This window comes from Stomatobaculum sp., assembly GCF_057248925.1.
Map to the genome: position 1 here is coordinate 1 of NZ_DBHIHF010000004.1, position 22,061 is coordinate 22,061.

The following is a 22,061-nucleotide window of genomic DNA, read 5'->3' on the forward strand; positions in this document are numbered from 1 at the left end:
AGACGGTCAGCCTGGATCTCCATGAGAGCGCGCACGGCCCGCATGCGCTGGTCGCCGGCACCACGGGCTCCGGCAAGTCGGAGCTCTTGCAGAGCCTGATTCTCTCGCTCGCCCTGCAGTTCTCACCGGAGGAAGTGGGCTTTCTGCTGATTGACTACAAGGGCGGCGGCATGGCAAATCTCTTTGCGGAGCTTCCGCACTTGCTCGGCACCATCACGAATCTGGACGGGAGCGACAGCTACCGCGCGCTGGTCGCGGTGAAGAGCGAACTCGCGAGAAGACAGCGACTCTTCCGGGAACTCGGCGTCAACCACATTGACGACTACGGAGAGGCCTGCCGTGCGGGGCGAACCGGGGTGCCGCTGCCGCATCTCTTTCTGATTGCCGATGAGTTCGCCGAATTAAAGGCGGAGCAGCCGGAGTTTATGGCAGAACTAATCTCGACCGCCCGCGTCGGGCGAAGCCTCGGCGTCCATCTGATTCTTGCGACACAGAAGCCCTCGGGTGTGGTCAACGAGCAGATTTGGAGCAATGCGCGCTGCAAGATAGCGCTCAAGGTGCAGACCGAGGCGGACAGCAAGGAGATGCTAAAGACCGGAGATGCCGCGCAACTCACCAAGCCGGGCCGGGCTTATCTCCAGGTCGGCAACAATGAGCTCTACGAACTCTTCCAGTCGGCTTACAGCGGTGCTGTCTACCGGCGCGCAGGCGAGGCGGCCGACCGGCGGATTTACCGGCGGACGGCGCGCGGACAGCGGGAACTTCTGTGCCGCGTAGGGCGCGGCGAGACGGCGGAGGGCGAAGAAGTGAGCGAACTCGGCGCGGTGCTTCGGGAGATTTGTCGTGTTGCCGCTGCCGGAACGCTGAAGTTGCCGGAAAAGTTATGGCTGCCGCCGCTCCCGGCCATGTTGGAACTGCCGGCGGCGGAGAGCGGCGCGGCGGAGGAAGCGGAAAGTCTCGCGTTTCCGCTCGGCTGTGCGGACATTCCGGAGGAACAGCGGACGGAAATCTGCACGCATGACTTCCGGCGGGACGGCAACTTCGCGGTCTTCGGCGCGGGCGGAATGGGAAAGACCACGGTCTTACAGACTGCTGCCATTGCGCTCGCGGAGCGCTACCCGCCGTCGCGCGTTTACTTCTATCTTCTGGATTTCGGCGCGGGCGCTCTGTCTCTCGTGCGAGGTTTGCCGCATGTCGCGGATTATCTGAACTTTGATGAGACGGAAAAGCGAAAAAAGCTCATGGCGCTTTTGGCGGCCGAGGTAAAGCGGCGAAAACTCAGCGAAGCGGCGGGACAGGAGCCTGCGATTGTGCTCTTTCTGGATCATTTCGACGCGGTCAAAGAGCTTGAGCCGGAACTGGAGCCCTTTTTTATGCAGCTCGCGCGGGACGGCGTGGCGGTCGGTATTTATATGGCGCTCACGGCGACCAGACCGGGCGCTTTACGCTATTCGCTCTTAAATCATATCAAGGATAAGATGGCGCTTTTTCTGCTGGATCCCGCCGAGGCGGCCGAGGCGGTCGGGCGGAGCCCTTTGAAGCTCCCGGAGATCAAAGGCCGGGCGCTGGTACAGCGAGACGGCATCCATTTCCTGCAGTGCTATCGGGCGAGCACGGCGGAGAAAAAGGAGTATGACACGACCATCCGGGCGCGCTGCGAAGCCTGCGCGCGCAAGACGATAGGCTGGCGGCCGACGCCGCTCGCCGTGATGCCGGAAGTGCTGACGCCGGATCTGCTTTGGGCGCGCTATGCGGCTGTCCGGCAGCCCTTTTCGTATGCAGTCGGACTTGACACGGCGGAGGTTTCGCCGCGCACCCTCTGCCTCTACGGCAATCTGAACCTGATTCTCGGGAGAGCGCAGTGCGGAAAGACCAATCTATTGCTGCTGCTCCATGCGGCCTATGCGGGACAGAGCTATGTGATCGATTGCGGCGGCGATCTCTATCCGCTCGCAAAAGAGGGCGATGCGCACTACGCGGACGATGCCGAGAGTCTCGTGGCACTCGGCGAACTTCTCGAGGAAGAAATCAAACAGCGCAGGGCTTCCTACGAAAACAGTGGGAAGACCCTGCGCATGCGGGAGTATTTCAGACAGGAAAAGGAGCTTGCGCTCTGGATTGACGGAGCCGAGCGGTTTTCGGTCCTCTGCCAGTCGAAGACAGCCTGGTGGGAGAATTTGCTCCGCGCGGCAATGGAAGTCGGCATTGCGATTGTCGCGGCGGCCGCGAGCCCCCGGTTCAGCAGTTACGACGGTGTGAGCAAGTTATTAAAGGAGGCACAGTCCGGTGTGGTCTTCGGACCGCCCGATGAGCAAACTGTGTTCCGGGTGTCCGGCTACCGGCCGAAGCCGCCGCGCGTTGAAATCGCACTGCTCATTGCAAAGGGGCAGGTCTCGGAAATTCAGATTCCGCTCGCGCCATCTTTACTGTGAGCGGTTGGTGTTCATTGCGGAGAGCTTGTCGTTCGAGAAGGTCAGCGCAAAGGAGAGGCCGTCCGGATCGGTCCAGGTGTAAGACGAAATGACTTGACCGGCAATGTAACTCGTGCTGACCGGGACGCCGTCGCCGCCAAGCAGCTCCTTGGCCTCGTCATAGCTCATCTCGGGCTTCAGCTGGTTGTAAGCTTCCATGGTCGCTTTCGCTGTCTTGTCGACAATGACGCCGACCTGGGAGTAATTGGTCAGATGGTCACTTTCAAATGCGACGGTGACAATGCCGGCGCCGTCCTCGCTTGTCCAGGTATAGCTGCCCTTTGCGGCACCCGCGGTTCCGGCGCGGCCGAAGAGCTTTTCGACCTCTGCGTAGCTCATATCTTTCTTGAGCGCGCGAAAGGCGGTCGCCATGGCCGCATCCGGCGTCACAGTGACCGCCTGACTGCCGTCTGCTGCGCCGGACGCGGCGGTAGCGCCGCTTTCGCTCCCCGCTTCGGAATTTGCCGCCGCGGAACTGTTGGCTGCCGAAGAGACCGCGCCGCTCTCCGCAGGGCCGGACTCTTTTTTGCCGCCGCAGGCGACTGCGAAGAGGGAGAGAGAGAGCGTCAGAACGAGGATTAATTTTTTCTTCATATTCAGGACTCCTTTCAAAAAAATGCGGTGGAAACTTAACAATTCTTACACTGTTCCTATGATAGAATCATACTCGATTTTTTGGCGCGGAACAAGGTCTGCCTGTAGTTTGGAGTGTGTTATGAAGAGGATTTTATTTATCTGTCTGGGAAATATATGCCGCAGCCCTATGGCGGAATTTATTATGCGGGATCTCGTGAAAAAAGCCAGGGTCGAGGAGCAGGTTCTGTGCGCTTCCGCCGCGACAAGCAGCGAGGAAATTATCTACGACATCGGAAATCCGATGTATCCGGCCGCAAAGGCGGAATTAAAGCGGCGCGGCATTCCCTGCGGAGAGAAGCGGGCGGTTCTGTTAAAGAGAGCGGACTACGCGAATTACGATTATTTGATTTGTATGGAGCAGAGAAATCTGCGGGATGCGGCGCGCATCCTCGGCAAAGATCCGGAGAAAAAGCTGAGACTCCTGCTCTCCTTTGCAGAGAAAGCGGGAGAAAAGGCGGAAATTGCGGATCCCTGGTATACCGGTGATTTTGTCACTTGCGCCGATCAGATTACGGCGGGTTGCGAGGGTTTACTGCGGGCGCTCGGCAAAGCGGGCGTAAGACCGATTGCGGGGGGAAACACAGCGTGCTAAAATAAGTGAAAAGCTGCGCCGAGCAGAGCGAAGGGAGAGTTCAACATGAAAATCAGAACCAGATATGCGCCGAGTCCCACCGGGCGCATGCATGTCGGAAACTTGCGGACAGCACTCTATGCGTATCTCATTGCCAAGCACGCGGACGGTACCTTCATTCTCCGCATCGAGGACACCGATCAGGGCAGATTTGTCGAGGGAGCGACTGAGATTATTTACCGCACGCTCGAGGAAACCGGTCTTTTGCACGATGAGGGACCTGATAAGGACAAGGGCTACGGCCCATATGTGCAGAGTGAGCGCATGCGCGCGGGCATTTATATGCAGTACGCGAAGCAGCTCGTCGAGAAGGGCGAGGCCTACTACTGCTTCTGCGACCAGGCGCGTCTGGACTCTCTGAAAAAGACCGTGAACGGCGAAGTCATCATGCAGTATGACAAGCATTGCCTCTCGCTGCCGAAAGAAGAGGTGGAGCGGCGGCTTGCGGCGGGCGAGCCCTTTGTGATTCGCCAGAACAATCCGCGGACCGGCACCACGACCTTCCACGATGAAATTTACGGCGATATTACGGTGGACAATGCGGAGCTCGACGACATGGTCTTAATCAAGTCCGACGGCTTCCCGACCTACAATTTTGCGAATGTCGTCGATGACCATCTGATGGAAATCACGCATGTGGTGCGCGGGCAGGAATATCTCTCGTCCTCGCCGAAGTACAACCGCCTCTACGAGGCCTTCGGCTGGGAGGTGCCGGTCTATGTACACTGCCCGACCATTACGAACGAGCAGCACCAGAAGCTCTCGAAGCGGAGCGGCCATGCGTCGTTTGAGGATCTGATCGAACAGGGCTTTGTGAGCGAGGCGGTCGTGAATTTTGTCGCGCTGCTCGGCTGGTCGCCGGAGGGAGACAGGGAGATTTTCAGCCTCGAAGAGCTCGCGAAGGTCTTCGATTACGGTCGCATCTCGAAGTCGCCGGCGGTCTTTGATATGACCAAGCTCCGCTGGATGAACGGCGAATACTTTAAGGCAATGGCACCGGAGGAGTTCTACCGGCGCGCGGAAAAGTATCTCAAAGAGTATGTGACGAAGCCCCTGGACTTAAAGAAAATCGCGGAGATGGTCAGAACGCGCGTCGAGACCTTCCTCGATATCCGGGAGATGGTAGACTTCTTCAATGCCGTTCCGGCTTATGAGACCGAGCTCTTTGTGAATAAAAAGTCAAAGTCGACCGAGGACAGCTCGCGCGAGATTCTCGCGGAAGTGTTGCCGCGTCTCGAAGCACTTCCGGACTGGAATAACGACACGCTCTTTGCCCTCTTAAAGGCTTACGGCGAGGAGAAAGGCTATAAGACCGGCCTCGTGATGTGGCCGCTCCGCATTGCACTTTCCGGCAAGCTCATGACACCGGCGGGCGCAACCGAAATTATGGATGTACTCGGCAAAGAGGAGTCGCTTGCGCGGCTCAGAGAGGGACAGAAGAAACTTGGCAGCAGCGAAGCATGACAATTTAAATCCTGCGCAGCGAGAAGCGGTCACCCACGGGGAGGGACCGCTTCTTGTCATTGCGGGGCCGGGATCGGGAAAGACCTTTGTGCTCACACAGCGTGTCCGCTATCTGACCGAAGAGCGCGGCGTGGCGCCGCAGTCCGTGCTGGTTCTCACTTTTTCGCGCGCCGCGGCGCGGGAGATGGAGGAGCGCTACCGGAAGTTATGCGGCAGGGAGCGGACGGGTGTCTCGTTCGGGACCTTTCACGCCTTCTTTTTCCGCATTCTGCGCACCGCCTACGGCTATCAGGCAGATCAGGTCATCGGCGAGGAAGAGCAGCGCGCTCTGGTCTCTACCGTGCTCCGGCAGAAAAAGACGGAGAGCGGGGATTTTCGCAGTCTGGTGCAGAATGTGCTCTCGGAAATTGCACTCGTCAAGGAAGAGAGAGCCGAACTTTCGCACTACTATTCGGTGAGCTGTCCGGCAGAACAGTTTCGGGAAGTGTACCGCGCCTATGAGCGCGGGCTCGCGGAACTCCGGAAAATAGACTACGAGGACATGCTCCGAATGTGCTACGAGCTTCTCAAAGAGCGGGCGGATATCCGCGAGGCTCTCTCCGGGCGCTACGCCTGGATTCTGGTGGATGAGTTTCAGGACATCAACCGCCTGCAGTACGAAGTGGTTCGCATGCTCGCCGGAAAACGGGAGAATCTGATGATTGTCGGCGACGATGACCAGTCGATTTACCGCTTTCGCGGCGCGGCGCCGGAGATTATGCTCCATTTTGAGAGGGATTATCCGAAGGCGTCCCGGGTTGTTCTAAATGTCAATTACCGCTCGACGCCGGAAATTGTGAAGACGGCAGGGCGGCTGATTCAGCGGAACAAGACCCGCTTTCCGAAGGAAATCACGGCGGCGCGCCCGTCCGGCAAGCCGGTGAATACCGTTGTCTGTCCGACGCCGCGCGCGGAGGCCGACTATCTGATCAGAGAAATCCGGGAACTGGTGCGCGGCGGCGCGCGTTACGACAGCATCGCGGTCCTCTACCGGACGAACCTGCAGCCGCGCCTTCTCGCGCGGCGTCTCTACCAGGAGAATATCCCGTTTCGCATGCGGGAGATGTTGCCGGATCTGAACGAGCACTGGATTGCGCGGGACCTTCTCGCCTATCTGCGCCTCGCCGGCGACCGAGCGGAACCCGGCGACCTGCTCCGCATCATGAACCGGCCGAACCGCTACATCCGCCGCGAGGCCGTGCGCATGGAGGGCGAGAGTCTCGCGGGGGTAAGGCGCCACTACGAAAAAAGCGGCGAGCACTGGATGGACGAGCGGCTCGGAAAGTTTGCGGGGGAACTCCGGCGACTCGGGCGCATGCGCCCGTCCGAGGCCATCGCCTACATTCGCACGGAAATCGGCTACGATAACTTTTTAAAGCAGTATGCAGAGGAGCGGGAGATCGAGGCCGAGGAGCTCTTTGATATTCTGGAGGAAATCGAGGCCTCCGCAGAAGGGTTTCCGACGGTCAGCGCCTGGCAGGCAGACGGAACGGCATTTTCGGCGGCTTGTAAGGCGCGGAGCAAGCGGGCGGAAGCGGGCGACGAAGTGCAGCTCATGACCTACCATGCCTCCAAGGGGCTCGAATTTCCGACTGTGTTTCTCCTCGATGTGAACGAGGGTATCGTGCCGCACCGCAAGGCGAACAGCCGGGAGGAACTGGAAGAGGAGCGGCGCATGTTCTATGTCGCGATGACGCGCGCCAGAGATGAACTGAGGATTCTGACCTGTAAGACCCGTTTTCACCGGAAGGCGGAGGAGAGCCGCTTTGTGCGGGAGTACGAGTCGCATTGACAGAGCGGGCAACTGTCCGCTATAGTAGCAGGACAGAGATATTCAAACCTTTCTGAGAGTGAGGAAAAGCGGATGAGCGATTATGATGAAGTAAAGCATGAGGGTTTGTTTGACGGCGGTGACACGACGGTCACGCTGACCCTGGATGACGGCGAGCTGCTGGAGTGCGTGGTGCTCACGATTTTTGAGGCGGGCGGCAAGGAGTACATCGCACTGATGCCGGAAAGCGGCGAAGACGAAGACGGAAATGTATTTTTATACCGTTATGCGGAGACCGAGGACGGTCAGCCGGATCTCACCAACATCGAGAGCGATGAGGAGTATGAGATCGTGAGCGATGCCTTCGACGAGATTCTGGACGAAGAGGAGTTCAAGGAGCTCATGGAAGGCGAAGAGGACGGCGAGAACGAGGACTGAAGGCCGACAGAACAGGAACGCGCCCCAAAAAGGGCGCGTTTTTGTGTGGAAATAAGAAATAAATCGGGGAAATTAAGAAATTCTTCTAAAATGCTGGTATTTTTCTTCGTTCTCTGTCATAGTATAAGCAGGCAAACTGGAGTAGAGATATGGTGAGAGGATGAAAATAATACGAGCACTCAGGCAGGCGCGCGTCTGGATTGCGGCGGCGGTGCTGGTTCTGGGTTTTTGGGAATTCGGAAAACAATATACAGGAGGAGCGGAAGAAACACGCATGGTGCTGAAAGCGACGGACATGAGTCACGGCTATCAGCAGTCCAAGGAAGAGCGCTATACCGCCGAGCTCGTCAATCAGAGCGGCGAGACCTTGCAGAACTTTGCGGTCGATGTCAAGCGCAGCCGGAACGGAAAACGCGTGGAACTCAGCATCCGGGACAGTATCCCGGCGGCGCTACTCGGAAAGGGAAGCTATCTGCGGCTCTCCTATCCGCTCAGCGCAAACGGCAGCGCAGTGCTGCTGCAGCAGCCGAACCTGCGCGGTGACGGAGAGGCGGTCAGCTTTCAGAGCGGGCAGACCGCCCTCACTGTTTCGGGTGCGCGCTATCAGTACGACACACTGCCGCAGGTATTTCGAACAGGACTCGCCTGTCTTCTGTACCGCAGTGTGGAGGAGCGGGAGGACGGCAAGTATACGGCGAATTTGTATCTGACGCCGCAGAACAGTGTGTTTTTAAGTCGGATGCCGGAGGAACTCTCGCTCGCGCGGGAGCAGCTGAACGGTCTCAAAAAACTCGGCGAAGCAGAGCCCGGCAATGACGGCGTGGAAGTTTTGTACCGCTATACGACACAGTTTCAGGCGACGGAGGCATCGACGGCGCGCGACGGACTGGAGTTGCAGTGTCAGCTGCGCCTCCTCTATCCGACGCAGATCCGGATTACGGAGAGCGATAAGACAGAGATGACGCAGGATGTGTCCCAGGAGTTCACGACAGAGGCACAGACAACGACACAGGCAACGACCGCACCGACAAGCGCGGCGTGGACGACGGCCGCACAGAGTGAGACCGTAACGGAGGCCGAGAGCAGTCGGCGCGCAGAGAGTCAGAGCTCGACCGCGCAGCGTGAGAGCAGCAAAGAGACGCGCACTGTCACGCCGACAGAGACACAGACGGTCAGAGCAAGACCGGATCCGACCGAGAGCGCAGCGGCTGCGACAACGGAGGAGAGCGGCAGCGAGGCCGAGAGCAGCACGGAGACGGAGACCAAGAAGCGCAGCGTCCGCTATATCACGAAGCCGGGCGGTACCCGTCACCGCGGCGGCAGACAGGAGACCTCGGCGAGCGATACCTTGCCCGCAAGACCGACCAAGCCGGAGGAGAGTTCGACGGCGGCACCGACGACACAGGAAGCGACGCGTGAAAGTACGGCGGCGCCGACCCGGGAGAGCACGACCGCGCGGGAGACAGAGACGATTGCTCCGACGGTCGCGCCGACAGAGACGGCACCGACCGAGACATCTTGGGACGACACCCGGGACCTGCCGCCGAATCCGAACGACAACCGGTACGGCGGTTGGAATGACGGCTGGTATCACGGCAACACAGGGACGGACTGGTTGCCCTGAAGCGGCAGCGGAGAGGCAACTAATATGCCCCGCCGGAGAGACAGGCGAAAAGTCCTGCCCCCGGCGGGGCATGTTAGTTTGCAACCCCGTTCTCTTGCCCGAAAGAAAACAAAAACCCCGCAGCGCTTGCTTCCGTCAGCGCTGCGGGGTTTTCTGCAACTCGTTTTATCCCATGACACTTTTGTGACCGCGATACATGATGAAAAGGAAATCAGACGTTAAAGCGGAACAGAATCACGTCGCCGTCCTGCACGACATAGTCCTTGCCCTCGAGGCGCATGAGGCCCTTTTCTTTTGCCGCCGCCGAAGAGCCGCAGCGCACAAAGTCGTCATAGCTGATGACCTCGGCGCGGATAAAGCCGCGCTCAAAGTCGGTGTGGATTTTGCCGGCGGCCTGCGGGGCCTTCGAGCCCTTCTTGATGGTCCAGGCGCGGGTCTCGTCCTCGCCGGTTGTCAGGAAGCTGATGAGGCCGAGAAGCTCGTAGCTTGCGGCAATCAGCTTGTCGAGGCCGGAGACAGAGATGCCGAGCGCCTCGAGGTAGTCTGCCTTTTCGCTCTCGTCGAGCGCGGCGATTTCCTCTTCAATCTGTGCGGAGACGCAGAAGACTTTGCTCTGATGTGCGGCCGCGTAGGCACGGACAGCGGCGACATGCGGATTGGAAGCGCCGTCGTCCGCGAGATCGTCTTCTTTGACGTTGGCCGCGTAGATGACGGGCTTTGCGGTCAGCAGGCAGAGGGAAGCGACAAAGGCTGCGACATCAGCATCCTCCGTCTCAAAGACGGAGGCAGGCTTGCCGTCCTCGAGCAGAACTTTCAGTTCTTTCAGAATCTCGAGCTCCTTCTTTAAGCTCTTGTCGTTGTTTGCGGATTTCTGGGTCTTCGCAATGCGGCGCTCCAGCACTTCGAGGTCTGCGAAGATGAGCTCGAGGTTGATGGTTTCGATGTCACGGACCGGATCCACCGAGCCGTCGACATGAATCACATTTTCGTCCTCAAAGCAGCGCACCACATGGACAATCGCGTCGCACTCGCGGATGTTTGCGAGGAACTGGTTGCCGAGCCCCTCGCCCTTGCTTGCGCCGCGCACCAGTCCCGCGATGTCGACAAACTCAATGACGGCGGGCGTCACTTTTTTCGAGTGGTGCATCTCGCCGAGTGTCTTGATGCGCGCATCCGGCACCGCAACCACGCCGACATTCGGGTCGATGGTGCAGAACGGATAGTTGGCGGCCTGGGCACCGGCCTTGGTCAGGGAGTTAAAAAGCGTACTTTTTCCGACATTCGGAAGTCCGACAATACCGAGTTTCATAGACAGGAATCTCCTTTGATGTTTTGCGAGTGAAGGCGCTGCAAACGCAGAGCCCGTTTGGGCTTCATTGTAGCAGAGAGCCGCGGCGCTCTCAAGTACCGGGGCAGGGACAGCGCGCGGCGAAAGATTTGCATGGAAAATGCCTGTGCTTTTTGCTATGCTCGGGTCTGGAATTTCGGAAGGGAGACAGAACTTATGGGATATGATTTGCGCTTCGTGCATCTCGGCATCACGATTGAACATTTGCAAAACCACATCACGATTTTCGGCTTTTCGATTGCCTTTTACGGCATTATCATCGGCATCGGCATGCTGCTCGGTATTACGCTCGCCGCGCGGGACGCCGAGAAACGCGGCATCGGCGAGGACACGATATACGACTTTGCGCTGCTCGGCATAGTTTTCGGCGTAATCGGCGCCCGTCTCTACTATGTCTTTTTCCAGTGGGACAATTACCGCGGGAACCTGCTCGAGATTCTGAACCTCCGGGCCGGCGGACTTGCGATTTACGGCGGTGTGATCGGCGGCATTCTGAGTCTTATGGTTTACTGCAGGCGGAAGAAGCGGAATTTTCTGAATCTCGCGGACTCCTTAATTCTCGGCGTTCTGGTCGGGCAGATTCTGGGGCGCTGGGGCAATTTTTTCAACGCCGAGGCCTTCGGGCGCTATACGGACAGTCTGTTTGCGATGCAGCTTCGTCGGGACATCGTGAATCCGATTATGATTAATTCCGCGCTGTTGCAACACCTGGTTCGGGTGAACGGCGTCGACTATATCCAGGTACACCCGACCTTTCTCTATGAGTCCGTCTGGAACCTCTGCCTCCTGCTGTTCCTGCTTCGGTATCGCGCGAAGAAGCGCTTTACCGGGGAGATTTTCTTTCTGTATCTCGGCGGCTACGGACTCGGCAGAGTCTGGATCGAGGGACTCCGCACGGATTCGCTGCTGGTGCCGGGCACGGGAATCGCGGTTTCGCAGGCGCTCGCGGGCGTCTGTGTTCTGGTCGCCCTGCTCTGCATTCTGACCGGCCGGCGGCTTGCGGCGCGCGAGCGGAAAAACTGACGGAATGCGCCCGTACGCTGGAAAAATGCTGTTTATTTTGGTATGATTCATCCAAATGAGTATCGATTGTGACAAGATATAGCAGAGCTGTGGGCAGCGGAGGACAGCATATGGACTTTCATCACATCTCAGTGCTCCCGCGGGAGACCATTGACAGCCTGAACATCCGGCCGGACGGGATCTATGTGGACGGAACTCTCGGCGGCGGCGGTCATGCGTCGCTGGTCGCCGCAAAACTCGGGGAAGGCGGACGGCTGATCGGCATCGACCAGGATGCGGACGCCATCCGGGCGGCCGGAGAGCGGCTGAAACCGTTCGGGGACAAGGTGACCGTTGTCCGCGACAACTACGTGAATCTGCCGACGGTGCTCGATAACCTCGGCATATCGCGCGCGGACGGCATTTATCTGGATCTCGGCGTCTCCTCGTACCAGCTGGACAACGCGGAGCGGGGATTCAGCTATATGGAAGATGCGCCGCTCGACATGCGGATGGACAGGCGCAGCGCACGGACGGCGGCCGATCTTGTGAACGAGGAGAGTGAGGCGGAACTCGCCCGCATCATCCGCGTCTACGGCGAGGACCGCTTTTCGAATCAGATTGCGCGCCGCATCATCGAGACGCGCGCAAAGAAGCCGATTGAGACAACCGGAGAACTCGCGGCTCTCGTGAAACGGGTGATTCCAATGCGGCTGCAGAAGACGGGCGGTCATCCGGCCATGCGCACTTTTCAGGCACTTCGCATTGCGCTGAACGGTGAGCTCACGGTTTTGGAGCAGGCGATTGACGAGATGATATTGCGCTTACAGCCCGGCGGGCGTCTGTCAATCATCACTTTCCACTCGCTGGAGGACAGAATTGTCAAAGAGGGGTTTCGGCGAAATGCCTCGCCCTGCACCTGTCCGCCGGATTTTCCGATTTGTGTCTGTGGGAAGAAGAGTCGCGGCAGGGTCGTGACCGGAAAACCGATTGTACCGACCGCAGAGGAAGTGGCGGCGAATCCGAGATCCCGGAGCGCGAAACTCCGGGTGTTTGAGAGAGGAGGCATACTGTGAGCAGACAGCCTTATACCTATGGCAGCGCCGCGCCGAAGCTGGAGCCGGAAGAGAAACCGCGCAACCGGAGGGTAGCCAAAAGGCCGCCCGGAAAACAGCCGCGCCGCGCGCCTACGCCGAAGCGCTCGCTCGGCGATGTGTTCCGGCGCGTGGTCGCGCTGACGGTCTGCATTGCCTGTGCCGCTATGTTGCTCGGCTTCTATGTGCGGAGCGAGCGGCGTGTGCGGCAGGCCGAGCTCGCGCGGAACGAGATGCAGCGGAAGCTCGATGAGCAGAAAGAAGTAAACGACGCACTGCAGGTGGAACTGAACCGGAAGCAGGATTTGGAACACATCCGGGATCTGGCGATCAACCGTTACGGCATGGTACAGCCGGAACCCGGCCAGGTGATATACTACGATCGGACGGAACAAGGCTATGTGAGGCAGTATGAAGAAATCCCCAAAGAGACCAAGTCTGGTAAATAAGACAACGAACTACGACGTCAAGGGACAGTTGCAGGGCAAACTCGGACTGCTCATGGGGCTCACGGTGCTTGCGCTCGGCGGTCTCGTGTATCAGGTGTACGGCGTGCAGAAGAGTAATGCCGCGGTCGCGCGCACATTCACGCGGAGCAAGGAACTGCGGCAGCCGGAAGTGATCCCCTATCGCCGCGGCGAGATTATGGACCGGAACGGCACCTATCTGACGGCGACCGAAAAGCGCTACCAGCTGATTGTGTCGCCCAAGTCGCTGCTCAAGGAGGACAGCCGCGATCTCTATTACGACTGTACCGTGCATGCGCTCGCGGACTTTCTCGGCATGGATGAAAATGAACTTCGAAAGCAAATCGAAGAGAATTCGACGAGTCAGAATCTGAAAGTCGGAGAGCCGCTGACGGCACCCGACAAGCTGCGCTTCCTGGATTTTCAGGAGCACGTCAACAATCCCGACCGCTATGAGGCGAAGAAGCGGGCGGAGGACAAGACCTACGAGGGCTTTAGTCAGGAACAGCGGGAGCGCTACCGCGGGCGTCTCGGCGCGGTCAATCTGCAGGAATACTACCAGCGCGAGTATCCGTACGGCGAGCTCGCGTGCAATGTGCTCGGCTTCTACCGGAGTTACGACGATCAGCGGGTCGGCACGACGGGCATAGAGCAATCCTATAACGAGGTGCTCTCCGGCACGGACGGCCAGCGGTACAGCTATATGGACGCCGACCGGGAGGCGCAGGATGTGACCCGGGAGCCGCAGGACGGTAACTCCGTCGTGAGCACGATTGATGTCAAGGTACAGCAGAGTGTCGAGCGGCACATCAAGGACTTCATGAATACCACGGGCGCGGAAAATATCGGCGTCATTGTGATGGATCCGAACAGCGGGGAGATTCTTGCGATGGCGACCAATCACTCGTTCGACCTAAACGACCCCGGAAACCTGCAGAAGTATTACAGCGCCAATGAACTGAAGCAGATGACCAGCGAGGAGGCGACGCAGAAACTCTGGAACAACTTCTGCGTGAGCACGGTCTACGAGCCAGGATCCACGGCAAAGGTCTTTACAATCGCGGGTGCGCTCGAAAACGGAAAGATCACCGGGCAGGAGGAATATACCTGCACGGGCGAGGTGGATGTACAGGGAACCCTGATTCACTGCGTCAAGCGGACCGGCCACGGCAGACTCAATGTGACCGGCGCCCTCGAGCAGTCCTGCAACGTGGCGCTGGTGCGCATTGCACAGGCGCTCGGGCGGGAGGAGTTTGAGAAAACACAGAACCTCTACGGGTTCGGCGTGAGCAGCGGCATTGATTTGCCCGGCGAGCCGGACACCTCGACGCAGGTGCACATTCTGAACCCGCCGGACGATGCGGCAAACCGCAGACTCGGCCCGGTCGAACTCGCGACCGACAGCTTCGGTCAGGGCTTCGGCTGCAATATGGTGCAGCTTGCGGCAGCCTTTTCTTCGGTCATCAACGGCGGCTCGTACTACCGGCCGCATGTGGTAAAGCAGATATTAAACCCGCAAGGCACCGTGATTCGCGACTACAGCGGCGAAATCGTGCGGGAAACCTGTTCCCAGGAGACCGCGCTCTTTCTTCGCAAGGCTTTGCGCGGTGTTGTGACCGAGGGCACGGGTGCGGCGGCGGAGGTGCCGGGGTATGAGATTGCCGGAAAGACCGGTACTTCGGAGAAGCTGCCGCGAAACAAGAAGAATTACCTGCTCTCGTTCTGCGGTTATGCGCCGGCAAACAACCCGCAGGTGCTCTGCTATGTCGTGGTCGATCAGCCGCATGTGAAAGACCAGGCGCACAGCACCTTCGCCTCGGTGCTGTTTCAGAATATCATGGCTGACATTCTGCCCTCTCTCAATGTGGTTCCGGGCGATGCACCGGGCACAACGGCGACGCCGTTACTGGAGGGCATCAATGCCGGGATTGCCTCCGGCCGAGAGGAAGGCGGCGAGAGCGCCAATGCCGCGGAGAGCACGGCGACTGCGGAGAGTGCCGGGGCTTCGGAGAGCACTGCGGCTTCGGACAGTGCGGCAGCTGCGGAGAGCACAGCGGCTTCGGACAGTGCGGCGGCCGCGGCGAGTACGGCGGCAGCCGGAAGTCCGGCCGCGCAGGAGACAGAGACCGCCGCGGAAAGCCGGACGGCGGCGCAAAAGAGCAGCACGGCGGCCGCAAAGAGCGGCGCTTCGTCGAAGAGCGGTAAAACTTCGAAGAGTACGAAGAGCGGCTCTTCATCAAAGAGCAGCAAGACTTCGAAGAGCACGAAGAGCGGAAATTCCGCAAAGAACGCCACCAAGAGCGGCAAGAGTTCAAAGAGCGGCTCTTCGTCGAAGAAGAAGTAAGCCCGCGCGGGGCGGCAAGCCGCGGCACTAGGCTTGCGCAAGACTTTTGGCAAGGGTATACTGTAAAGAGGCCCATAACTATACAGACAACAGGAGGCGCGATACATGCTGACTGACACCATATTGGCGCTTTTTATTGCTTTTTTCGCCTGTGCGGCGCTGTGCCCGATCATGATTCCCATCCTGCACCGCATGAAGTTCGGGCAGCAGGTCCGGGACGACGGCCCGCAGTCACACCTGAAAAAAAGCGGAACGCCGACCATGGGCGGCATCATGATTGTCCTTGCGATTGCACTCGGCTGTCTGCCGTTTCTCAAAAAGGCGCCGGAGACCCTGCCGGTCATGGGGTTTACGCTCGCGTTCGGGTTTATCGGCTTTCTCGATGACTTTTTGAAGATTCACCGGAAGCAGTCGGAGGGGCTGAAAGCCTGGCAGAAATTTTCGCTGCAGCTCATCGCGACCGGAGTTCTCGCATATCGGCTGTTCCGAACGGGAAACTACGGCGATATTCTGCTGCCGTTCAGCGGAAGTTTTGAGACCGGCATTCTGTTGCCGCTCGGCGGATTCTTTGTGCCCTTTGTTTTTCTGGTTGTGCTCGGCACGGACAACGGCGTCAATTTTACCGACGGACTCGACGGGCTCTGCTCGTCCGTGACGGCAGTCGTGGCGCTCTTTTTTGCGGCGGTCGCCTGCCGCTTTGCACCCGGCGCCGCGCCGGTCAGCGGGGCGGTCATCGGTGCGCTGCTCGGCTTTTTGCTGTTCAACTGCTATCCGGCCAAAGTCTTCATGGGCGATACCGGTGCCCTCGCGCTCGGCGGCTATGCGGCGGCCGTTGCGCTGGTGCTCCGCATGCCGCTCTTCCTGATGCTGGTCGGCATCATCTACATGCTGGAAGTGATTTCGGTCATGTTGCAGGTCGGCTATTTCAAGGCGACCAAGGGAAAGCGGCTGTTCCGGATGGCTCCGCTGCACCATCATTTTGAATTGGGTGGCTGGTCCGAGACGCGCGTCGTCACGGTCTTTACGATATGCACAGTCATTTTGTCACTCGCGGCCTGGATAGGACTCGGGGAATGAAAGGGGAGACTCTCATGAATGAAAAGGTTATGGTTGCAGGTGCCGGCAAGAGCGGTATCGCGGCAACAAAGCTGATCCTGGAGACGGGCGGCGAAGTGCTGCTCTATGACGGCAATGAAGCGCTCTCGGAGGAGAAAATCCGGGAAAACTTCCCGGAGAATGCGCGCCTCACAATCTGCCTCGGCGAACTGGACGAGACACTGCTCACCGGGATTCAGATTTGCGTGATGAGCCCCGGCATTGACCTCGAGACGCCTTTTGTGAGGAAGCTGACCGACAAGAAGATTCAACTCTGGTCGGAGATTGAGCTCGGGTTCCAGGTTGCGAAGGGACAGCTTCTGGCCATTACCGGCACGAACGGCAAGACCACGACCACGGCGCTGACCGGCGCCATCATGCAGCGCGCGTTCGGGAACAGCTTTACGGTCGGCAACATCGGCCTCCCCTATACGGAAGTCGCGCTGAAGACCACGGAGAAGTCGATCACGGTGCTCGAGGCGTCGAGTTTTCAGCTCGAGACCATCATCCGCTTCCACCCGCATGTCGCCGCAATCACAAACATCACGCCGGATCATCTGAACCGCCATCATACGATGGAGAACTATATCCGGATCAAGGAGGATATCAGCTCGAACCAGACGGTTGATGATTTCCTCGTGCTGAACTACGACGACGAGGTGCTCCGCGCCTTCGGTGAGCGGAAGGATTTGAAGCCGAAAGTGGTCTTCTTCTCGAGCACCCAGCTGCTCGATGACGGCTATGACCTCGAGGACGGCGTCATCTGCCGCAAGGAAAAGGGAGAGAAGACAGAGCTGATTCGGACGGACGAACTGCAGCTGCTCGGCCGTCACAACTTTGAAAATGTCATGACGGCGATTGCAATGGCTGTCTGCATGAAGGCACCGATGGATGCGATTCTGGATGCGGTTCGCAAGTTCCGAGCGGTGGAGCACCGCATTGAATTTGTTGCGGAGCGCTACGGCGTCAAATACTACAATGACTCGAAGGGCACCAACCCGGACGCGGCGATTCAGGCCATCAAGGCAATGCCGGGGCCGACTCTCTTAATCGGCGGCGGCTATGACAAAGGTTCCTCTTACGACGAGTGGATTGACGCCTTCGGCGGCAAGGTGCGCTATCTCGTGTTGCTCGGGCAGACCCGGGATGCGATTTCGGACTGCGCAAAGCGCCACGGCTTTACCAACATCATGTTCGCGGAGGATATGCAGGAGGCGGTCAAGGTCTGCGCTTCTTACGCCAACGCGGGCGACTATGTGCTGCTCTCTCCCGCCTGTGCAAGTTGGGGTATGTTTCCGAACTACGAGGTGCGCGGCAAAGTCTTTAAGGAGTGCGTGCGCGCACTATGACGGCGAGAATGCCAAGGAGAAAAGAGACAAGTGGCGCGCAGCAGAGAGAGCCGCGCGTCAGACGGACAGGGCGAACGGCAGGCGGCAAAGTAGAGCCGCTCTATCCGCGGCAAAAGAGAAATGTGCGCGGTTGGTGGAATCTGATATTCGAGGCTGTGCCCTGTGTCGGGAAAGAGCAGTGGAAGCGGAATCAGCGGCGCATGAACGGCTATGTCTTCTGGGTCACGGTCATACTGGTGCTGTTCGGTCTCGCGATGGTCTACTCGACCACGTCCTTTGCGGGCGATGATCCGCTCTCGGGCGTGAAGAAGCAGGCGGTTTTTGCGCTGGTCGGGCTGGGCGCGATGCTGCTCCTGTCCCGCCTCGATTATCACAGACTGCTCTGCCTGAGCTGGTGCCAGCTCTATGCGCTCAGCACTTTCCTGCTGGTCGCAACGCTCGCGTTCGGGCGGAGCTCGCACGGCAGAACCCGCTGGATTCGCCTCGGCCCCGTGAGCTTTCAGCCCTCGGAGCTCATGAAGACAGCTCTGGTGCTGTTTTTTGCGGTCTATCTGGTCAACTATTACCGTCGGCTGTCAGAGGGTCCCGGGCGCGTTTTCCGGATGATGGCAATTTTCGGCGGCATCCCGGCGGTGCTGATTGCCCTTCAGAATCTCAGCACCGGCCTTTTGCTCGGTGCCATGGTCTTCCTGATTACACTGCTCGGCGTGAAAGACAATCGAGCGCATCTGGGGATTGCGATGGTGGTAGCGCTGCTCTTTTTCCTCGCCGTGCACTATTACAAGAAGTTTCCGTTTTTGCATCCCTATCAGATTGCGCGCATTGAGTCCTGGCTGAACCCCGAGGCCAATGCGAACGGCAGCGGGTTTCAGGTGCGACTCGGCAAGTATGCCATCAGTGCGGGCGGCTGGTTCGGCGCCGGGTTCGGCAGAGGTGTGGTCAAGCAGAACGGTCTGCCGGAGCCTTCGACCGACTTTATCTTTCCGGTTATCGGCGAGGAGCTCGGCATGGTCGGCATGGTCGTATTGCTCCTGCTCTACGCGATGCTGCTCTTTTGCATCCTCCGGATTGCGCTTCGCGCGCCGGATCGCTACGGCGCCCTGCTCTGCGGCGGCGTGGCGGTTCACATCCTGCTGCATATTGCGATGCATGTCGCCGTGGTCACGGGCCTGATGCCGAATACCGGCGTCACGCTGCCCTTTATCAGCAGCGGCGGTACCTCTCTCGTGAGTTTCATGGGGGAAATCGGGTTGGTTCTTGCGGTTTCCAGGGGCATGCGCCCGGAGCGACTGACATGAAGCGGCTCAAAAAACTGGGAATTATTCTGGCGCTGCTGCTGGCGGTCTCGCTCGCAGCGGCGTTTGTCTGTATCCGCGTCAAAACCGTCACGGTGCAGGGCAACCGGATTTACAGTGAAGCGGCGGCGCGAAAGGCGCTGCTGCCGCAGGCGGAGGGCGAGCGCAGCGCCGTGCTTCTGTTCCGGCTGTGGCGCGGCAAAAAGAAGCAACTCGCTTTTCTGACCGGCTATGACATACGCTTCACCTCGCCCTTTTCGGTGGAACTCGTGTTGCACGAAAAGCAGGTGCTCGGCTATGTGCGCTATATGAGCGCGGCCTTTTATTTTGACGATGAGCTTCGCGTCGTGGAGAGTGTCCAGAAACCGATTTCCGGGTATCCGGAGATTGCGGGACTGCAGACGGGCGACATAGCGGTCGGCGGGATGCTGCTCGAGGCCGATCCGAAGGGGAGAACCATAGTCCGGCAGCTTCTTCTGAATCTTCGGAAGAACGATATCCGCACAGAGCAGATTGTCTTTGACGCGGCCTATCAGGCGACATTTCGCTGCGGCGGCATCACCGTGCTCTTCGGCGGTGAAAAAGAAGCCGAGGAGAGATGCAAAGACCTCGCGGGCATTCTCAAGAAAGCGGGCAATGCTTCCGGAATACTGGATATCCGGAAGCGCGCGCCGAACGGAACCTATGCGCTGCAGGCGCAGAATCCGTAAAATCCGCAAAGTTGCTTGCACTTTTCGGGAAAAATAAGTATGATAGACCATATTATCCAGTATGAGACAATCTGTGAATAAGCAGTTACAGGAGGCAGGTACCTTGTTAGAGATCAAACTGAACGAAGACGATAATACTGCAAAGATCATCGTAGTCGGCGTTGGCGGCGCGGGCAACAATGCAGTGAACCGCATGATCGACGAGAACATCGAAGGGGTAGAGTTTATCGGCATCAACACCGATAAGCAGGCTCTCCAGTTCTGCAAGGCCTCGACCGTCATGCAGATCGGCGAGAAGCTGACGCGCGGTCTCGGTGCCGGCGCAAAGCCGGAGGTCGGCGAGAAGGCGGCAGAGGAGAGCACAGAGGATTTAACCGAGGCGCTGAAAAATGCGGACATGGTCTTCGTGACCTGCGGTATGGGCGGCGGCACCGGCACCGGTGCGGCACCGGTCATTGCGCGCATCGCGAAGGAACTCGGGATTCTGACCGTCGGCGTCGTGACGAAGCCGTTTAACTTTGAGGGCAGACAGCGCATGAACAATGCGCTCGCAGGCATTGAGCACCTCAAAGAGGCGGTCGACACGCTGATTGTGATTCCGAACGACAAGCTCCTTGAGATTGTGGATCGCCGCACCTCGATGCCGGAGGCTTTCGGGAAGGCGGATGAAGTGCTCGAGCAGGCAGTGCAGGGCATCACGGATCTCATCAATATGCCGGGTCTTATCAACCTCGACTTTGCGGATGTGCAGACGGTCATGACCGACAAGGGCATCGCACACATCGGCATCGGCAAGGCGCACGGCGACGACAAGGCGCTCGAGGCAGTCAAGATTGCCTGCGCGTCCCCGCTGCTTGAGACCACGATTGACGGCGCAAGCAATATCATCATCAATATCTCGGGTGACATCAGCCTTATCGAGGCAAATGAAGCGGCGAGCTATGTGCAGGAGATGGCGGGCGATGATGCCAACATCATCTTCGGTGCGATGTACGATGAGAACGCGCAGGATGAGTGCTCGATTACCGTCATTGCAACCGGTCTCGATCAGACGGCGAGCCAGAACGCACAGCAGCGCACGGCGACCACGGGCGGGTACCGCAGAAACGCGACCCAGCAGACGGCGGGCACCGCAAAGCAGAGCGGACCGATTCACGTCGCACAGCAGCCGGCAGCGGCGCAGCCGGAGGTTCAGCCGCAGCAGACGGCAGGTTACAACGGCACGATGAATCCGCTGTTCCAGCAGCAGGTGCAGCCGCAGTATCAGCAGCAGGCACAGCCGCAGTACCAGCAGACAGCGCAGCCGCAGCAGCCGGTACAGCCGCAGCAGGGTGCTTACAGCTTTGAGCCGCGTCAGAATAAGAATGTGTCGATTAATATCCCGGACTTCTTAAAGAGCCGGAAGTGAGCATAAAAAAAGAGAGCTTCGGCTCTCTTTTTGTTTTGCGGAAAGTGCCGGGCAGGCGCAATCAGCTGTTTTTCCGGTACAGAATCAGCAGACCCTTTAAAAGCAGGAGATCGTCAATCTCGATCCGGTGGGAGCAGAGCGGCGTCACAAAGCGCGCGAGGCCGCCGGTCGCGACAATGGTAGCTTTGCTGCCGAGTTCCGCTTCCATGCGGGTGATGATGCCGTCCAGCATGCCTGCGGTGCCGTAGAGGATGCCGCTCTGCATGGCTTCGATTGTATTCTTTGCGAGCGCCCGGCCGGGGGACTCGAGATCGATCGAGGGGAGCTGCGCGGTGCTGCCGCTCAGGGTGTTCAGCGAGACGCGAAGGCCCGGGTGTATGATGCCGCCTACATAGTCGCCGTTTTGGTCAAGCGCGGTGATTGAGGTCGCCGTTCCCATATCGATTACGATAATCGGAAGCGGGTAGTTCGCCTTCGCGGCAACCGAGTCGACAATCAGATCGGAGCCGATGTGCTTCGGGTCGTCCATGCGGATATTCATGCCCGTCTTCATGCCGGCGCCTACGAGTTTGCAGGAGAGGCCGGTGACCTTGCGGACCGCCTCGGTAATCACGGCGTTCAGCGGGGGAACCACGCTCGACAAAATGGCGCCTTCGAGGTCTTCGGCCGCGATGTGATGGAGATCCAGAATGCTCTTTAAGCTCACCGCATACTCGAGGTCCGTTTTCCGCGTGTCGGTCGTGATGCGCTCCATAAAGTGCGTACTGGCCTCGTCTATGCCGCCGATGACGATATTGGAGTTGCCCATATCAATGGCGAGTATCATGCTTTCTTCCTTTCCGCGCCGAAATATGGTATAATTTCCCGCGCAAAAA

General features: G+C 58.8%; 18 protein-coding genes. 15 read left to right on the top strand and 3 right to left on the bottom strand.

Annotation, left to right across the window (positions count from 1 at the left end):
• Positions 1–2,432: type VII secretion protein EssC (gene essC, locus ACO4XG_RS01865; RefSeq protein WP_308508401.1), on the top strand; the 2,432-nt coding region annotated here is incomplete at its 5' end.
• On the opposite strand, the gene ACO4XG_RS01870 is transcribed toward essC, so the two are convergent.
• On the bottom strand, positions 2,424–3,065 hold the full coding sequence (locus ACO4XG_RS01870) for a hypothetical protein (protein ID WP_308508402.1): 642 nt from the start codon (positions 3,063–3,065) through the stop codon (positions 2,424–2,426). The two genes, essC and ACO4XG_RS01870, sit on opposite strands and share 9 nt — an antisense overlap.
• 121 nt (positions 3,066–3,186) lie before the next feature.
• Between ACO4XG_RS01870 and ACO4XG_RS01875 the strand changes: the two genes are divergently transcribed.
• From ACO4XG_RS01875 to ACO4XG_RS01895, 5 genes are all read left to right on the top strand, one after another.
• On the top strand, positions 3,187–3,699 hold the full coding sequence (locus ACO4XG_RS01875) for a low molecular weight protein-tyrosine-phosphatase (protein ID WP_308508403.1): 513 nt from the start codon (positions 3,187–3,189) through the stop codon (positions 3,697–3,699).
• A gap of 45 nt (positions 3,700–3,744) precedes the next feature.
• On the top strand, positions 3,745–5,202 hold the full coding sequence (gltX, locus tag ACO4XG_RS01880; RefSeq protein ID WP_308508404.1) for a glutamate--tRNA ligase: 1,458 nt from the start codon (positions 3,745–3,747) through the stop codon (positions 5,200–5,202).
• Positions 5,183–7,033 (top strand): ATP-dependent helicase, encoded by a 1,851-nt coding sequence (locus tag ACO4XG_RS01885; RefSeq protein ID WP_308508405.1) that lies wholly within the window; start codon positions 5,183–5,185, stop codon positions 7,031–7,033. The genes gltX and ACO4XG_RS01885 overlap by 20 nt, the downstream gene beginning before the upstream one ends.
• 72 nt (positions 7,034–7,105) lie before the next feature.
• Positions 7,106–7,450 carry a DUF1292 domain-containing protein gene (locus ACO4XG_RS01890; RefSeq protein ID WP_009532508.1) on the top strand — a complete coding sequence of 115 codons (345 nt, stop codon included), beginning with the start codon at positions 7,106–7,108 and terminating at the stop codon, positions 7,448–7,450.
• 160 nt (positions 7,451–7,610) lie between these two features.
• The gene (locus ACO4XG_RS01895; RefSeq protein ID WP_308508406.1) at positions 7,611–9,074 is read left to right on the top strand and encodes a hypothetical protein; all 1,464 of its coding nucleotides are present in this window, start codon (positions 7,611–7,613) and stop codon (positions 9,072–9,074) included.
• A 211-nt stretch (positions 9,075–9,285) separates the two neighbouring features.
• On the opposite strand, the gene ychF is transcribed toward ACO4XG_RS01895, so the two are convergent.
• A complete protein-coding gene (ychF, locus tag ACO4XG_RS01900) occupies positions 9,286–10,383 on the bottom strand; it encodes a redox-regulated ATPase YchF (RefSeq protein ID WP_308508407.1) in 1,098 nt (365 codons plus the stop codon).
• Positions 10,384–10,578: 195 nt separating this feature from the next.
• Between ychF and lgt the strand changes: the two genes are divergently transcribed.
• From lgt to ftsZ, 9 genes are all read left to right on the top strand, one after another.
• Positions 10,579–11,445 (top strand): prolipoprotein diacylglyceryl transferase, encoded by an 867-nt coding sequence (gene lgt, locus ACO4XG_RS01905; RefSeq protein ID WP_308508408.1) that lies wholly within the window; start codon positions 10,579–10,581, stop codon positions 11,443–11,445.
• Positions 11,446–11,555: 110 nt separating this feature from the next.
• Positions 11,556–12,500, top strand: a complete 945-nt coding sequence (gene rsmH / locus ACO4XG_RS01910) for a 16S rRNA (cytosine(1402)-N(4))-methyltransferase RsmH (RefSeq protein WP_308508409.1) — start codon at positions 11,556–11,558, stop codon at positions 12,498–12,500.
• Entirely contained in the window at positions 12,497–12,967 is a 471-nt protein-coding gene (locus ACO4XG_RS01915; protein WP_308508410.1) for an FtsB/FtsL family cell division protein, read from the top strand. The genes rsmH and ACO4XG_RS01915 overlap by 4 nt, the downstream gene beginning before the upstream one ends.
• Positions 12,930–15,329, top strand: a complete 2,400-nt coding sequence (locus ACO4XG_RS01920; protein ID WP_308508411.1) for a peptidoglycan D,D-transpeptidase FtsI family protein — start codon at positions 12,930–12,932, stop codon at positions 15,327–15,329. The genes ACO4XG_RS01915 and ACO4XG_RS01920 overlap by 38 nt, the downstream gene beginning before the upstream one ends.
• Before the next feature lie 105 nt (positions 15,330–15,434).
• A complete protein-coding gene (gene mraY / locus ACO4XG_RS01925; protein ID WP_308508412.1) occupies positions 15,435–16,406 on the top strand; it encodes a phospho-N-acetylmuramoyl-pentapeptide-transferase in 972 nt (323 codons plus the stop codon).
• A gap of 14 nt (positions 16,407–16,420) precedes the next feature.
• Positions 16,421–17,773: a UDP-N-acetylmuramoyl-L-alanine--D-glutamate ligase gene (gene murD, locus ACO4XG_RS01930; RefSeq protein WP_040799479.1), complete on the top strand. Its 1,353-nt coding sequence runs from the start codon at positions 16,421–16,423 to the stop codon at positions 17,771–17,773.
• Positions 17,770–19,071, top strand: coding sequence for an FtsW/RodA/SpoVE family cell cycle protein (locus ACO4XG_RS01935; protein ID WP_308508413.1), 1,302 nt, complete (start codon positions 17,770–17,772; stop codon positions 19,069–19,071). The genes murD and ACO4XG_RS01935 overlap by 4 nt, the downstream gene beginning before the upstream one ends.
• Positions 19,068–19,778, top strand: coding sequence for a cell division protein FtsQ/DivIB (locus ACO4XG_RS01940; protein ID WP_308508414.1), 711 nt, complete (start codon positions 19,068–19,070; stop codon positions 19,776–19,778). Before ACO4XG_RS01935 ends, ACO4XG_RS01940 begins: the two co-directional genes overlap by 4 nt.
• Before the next feature lie 103 nt (positions 19,779–19,881).
• Entirely contained in the window at positions 19,882–21,186 is a 1,305-nt protein-coding gene (ftsZ, locus tag ACO4XG_RS01945; protein ID WP_308508415.1) for a cell division protein FtsZ, read from the top strand.
• Between the two features lie 61 nt (positions 21,187–21,247).
• Here ftsZ and ACO4XG_RS01950 read toward each other — a convergent pair whose 3' ends face one another.
• Entirely contained in the window at positions 21,248–22,012 is a 765-nt protein-coding gene (locus tag ACO4XG_RS01950) for a type III pantothenate kinase (protein ID WP_308508416.1), read from the bottom strand.
• Positions 22,013–22,061 lie beyond the last annotated feature (49 nt).

What these genes read in the sequence shown, in the direction of transcription:
- ACO4XG_RS01870 (WP_308508402.1), bottom strand. Translation starts at nt 3,065, where the DNA reads ATGAAGAAAAAATTAATCCTCGTTCTGACGCTCTCTCTCTCCCTCTTC.
- ACO4XG_RS01875 (WP_308508403.1), top strand. Translation starts at nt 3,187, where the DNA reads ATGAAGAGGATTTTATTTATCTGTCTGGGAAATATATGCCGCAGCCCT.
- gltX (WP_308508404.1), top strand. Translation starts at nt 3,745, where the DNA reads ATGAAAATCAGAACCAGATATGCGCCGAGTCCCACCGGGCGCATGCAT.
- ACO4XG_RS01890 (WP_009532508.1), top strand. Translation starts at nt 7,106, where the DNA reads ATGAGCGATTATGATGAAGTAAAGCATGAGGGTTTGTTTGACGGCGGT.
- ACO4XG_RS01895 (WP_308508406.1), top strand. Translation starts at nt 7,611, where the DNA reads ATGAAAATAATACGAGCACTCAGGCAGGCGCGCGTCTGGATTGCGGCG.
- ychF (WP_308508407.1), bottom strand. Translation starts at nt 10,383, where the DNA reads ATGAAACTCGGTATTGTCGGACTTCCGAATGTCGGAAAAAGTACGCTT.
- lgt (WP_308508408.1), top strand. Translation starts at nt 10,579, where the DNA reads ATGGGATATGATTTGCGCTTCGTGCATCTCGGCATCACGATTGAACAT.
- rsmH (WP_308508409.1), top strand. Translation starts at nt 11,556, where the DNA reads ATGGACTTTCATCACATCTCAGTGCTCCCGCGGGAGACCATTGACAGC.
- ACO4XG_RS01920 (WP_308508411.1), top strand. Translation starts at nt 12,930, where the DNA reads ATGAAGAAATCCCCAAAGAGACCAAGTCTGGTAAATAAGACAACGAAC.
- mraY (WP_308508412.1), top strand. Translation starts at nt 15,435, where the DNA reads ATGCTGACTGACACCATATTGGCGCTTTTTATTGCTTTTTTCGCCTGT.
- murD (WP_040799479.1), top strand. Translation starts at nt 16,421, where the DNA reads ATGAATGAAAAGGTTATGGTTGCAGGTGCCGGCAAGAGCGGTATCGCG.
- ACO4XG_RS01935 (WP_308508413.1), top strand. Translation starts at nt 17,770, where the DNA reads ATGACGGCGAGAATGCCAAGGAGAAAAGAGACAAGTGGCGCGCAGCAG.
- ACO4XG_RS01940 (WP_308508414.1), top strand. Translation starts at nt 19,068, where the DNA reads ATGAAGCGGCTCAAAAAACTGGGAATTATTCTGGCGCTGCTGCTGGCG.
- ACO4XG_RS01950 (WP_308508416.1), bottom strand. Translation starts at nt 22,012, where the DNA reads ATGATACTCGCCATTGATATGGGCAACTCCAATATCGTCATCGGCGGC.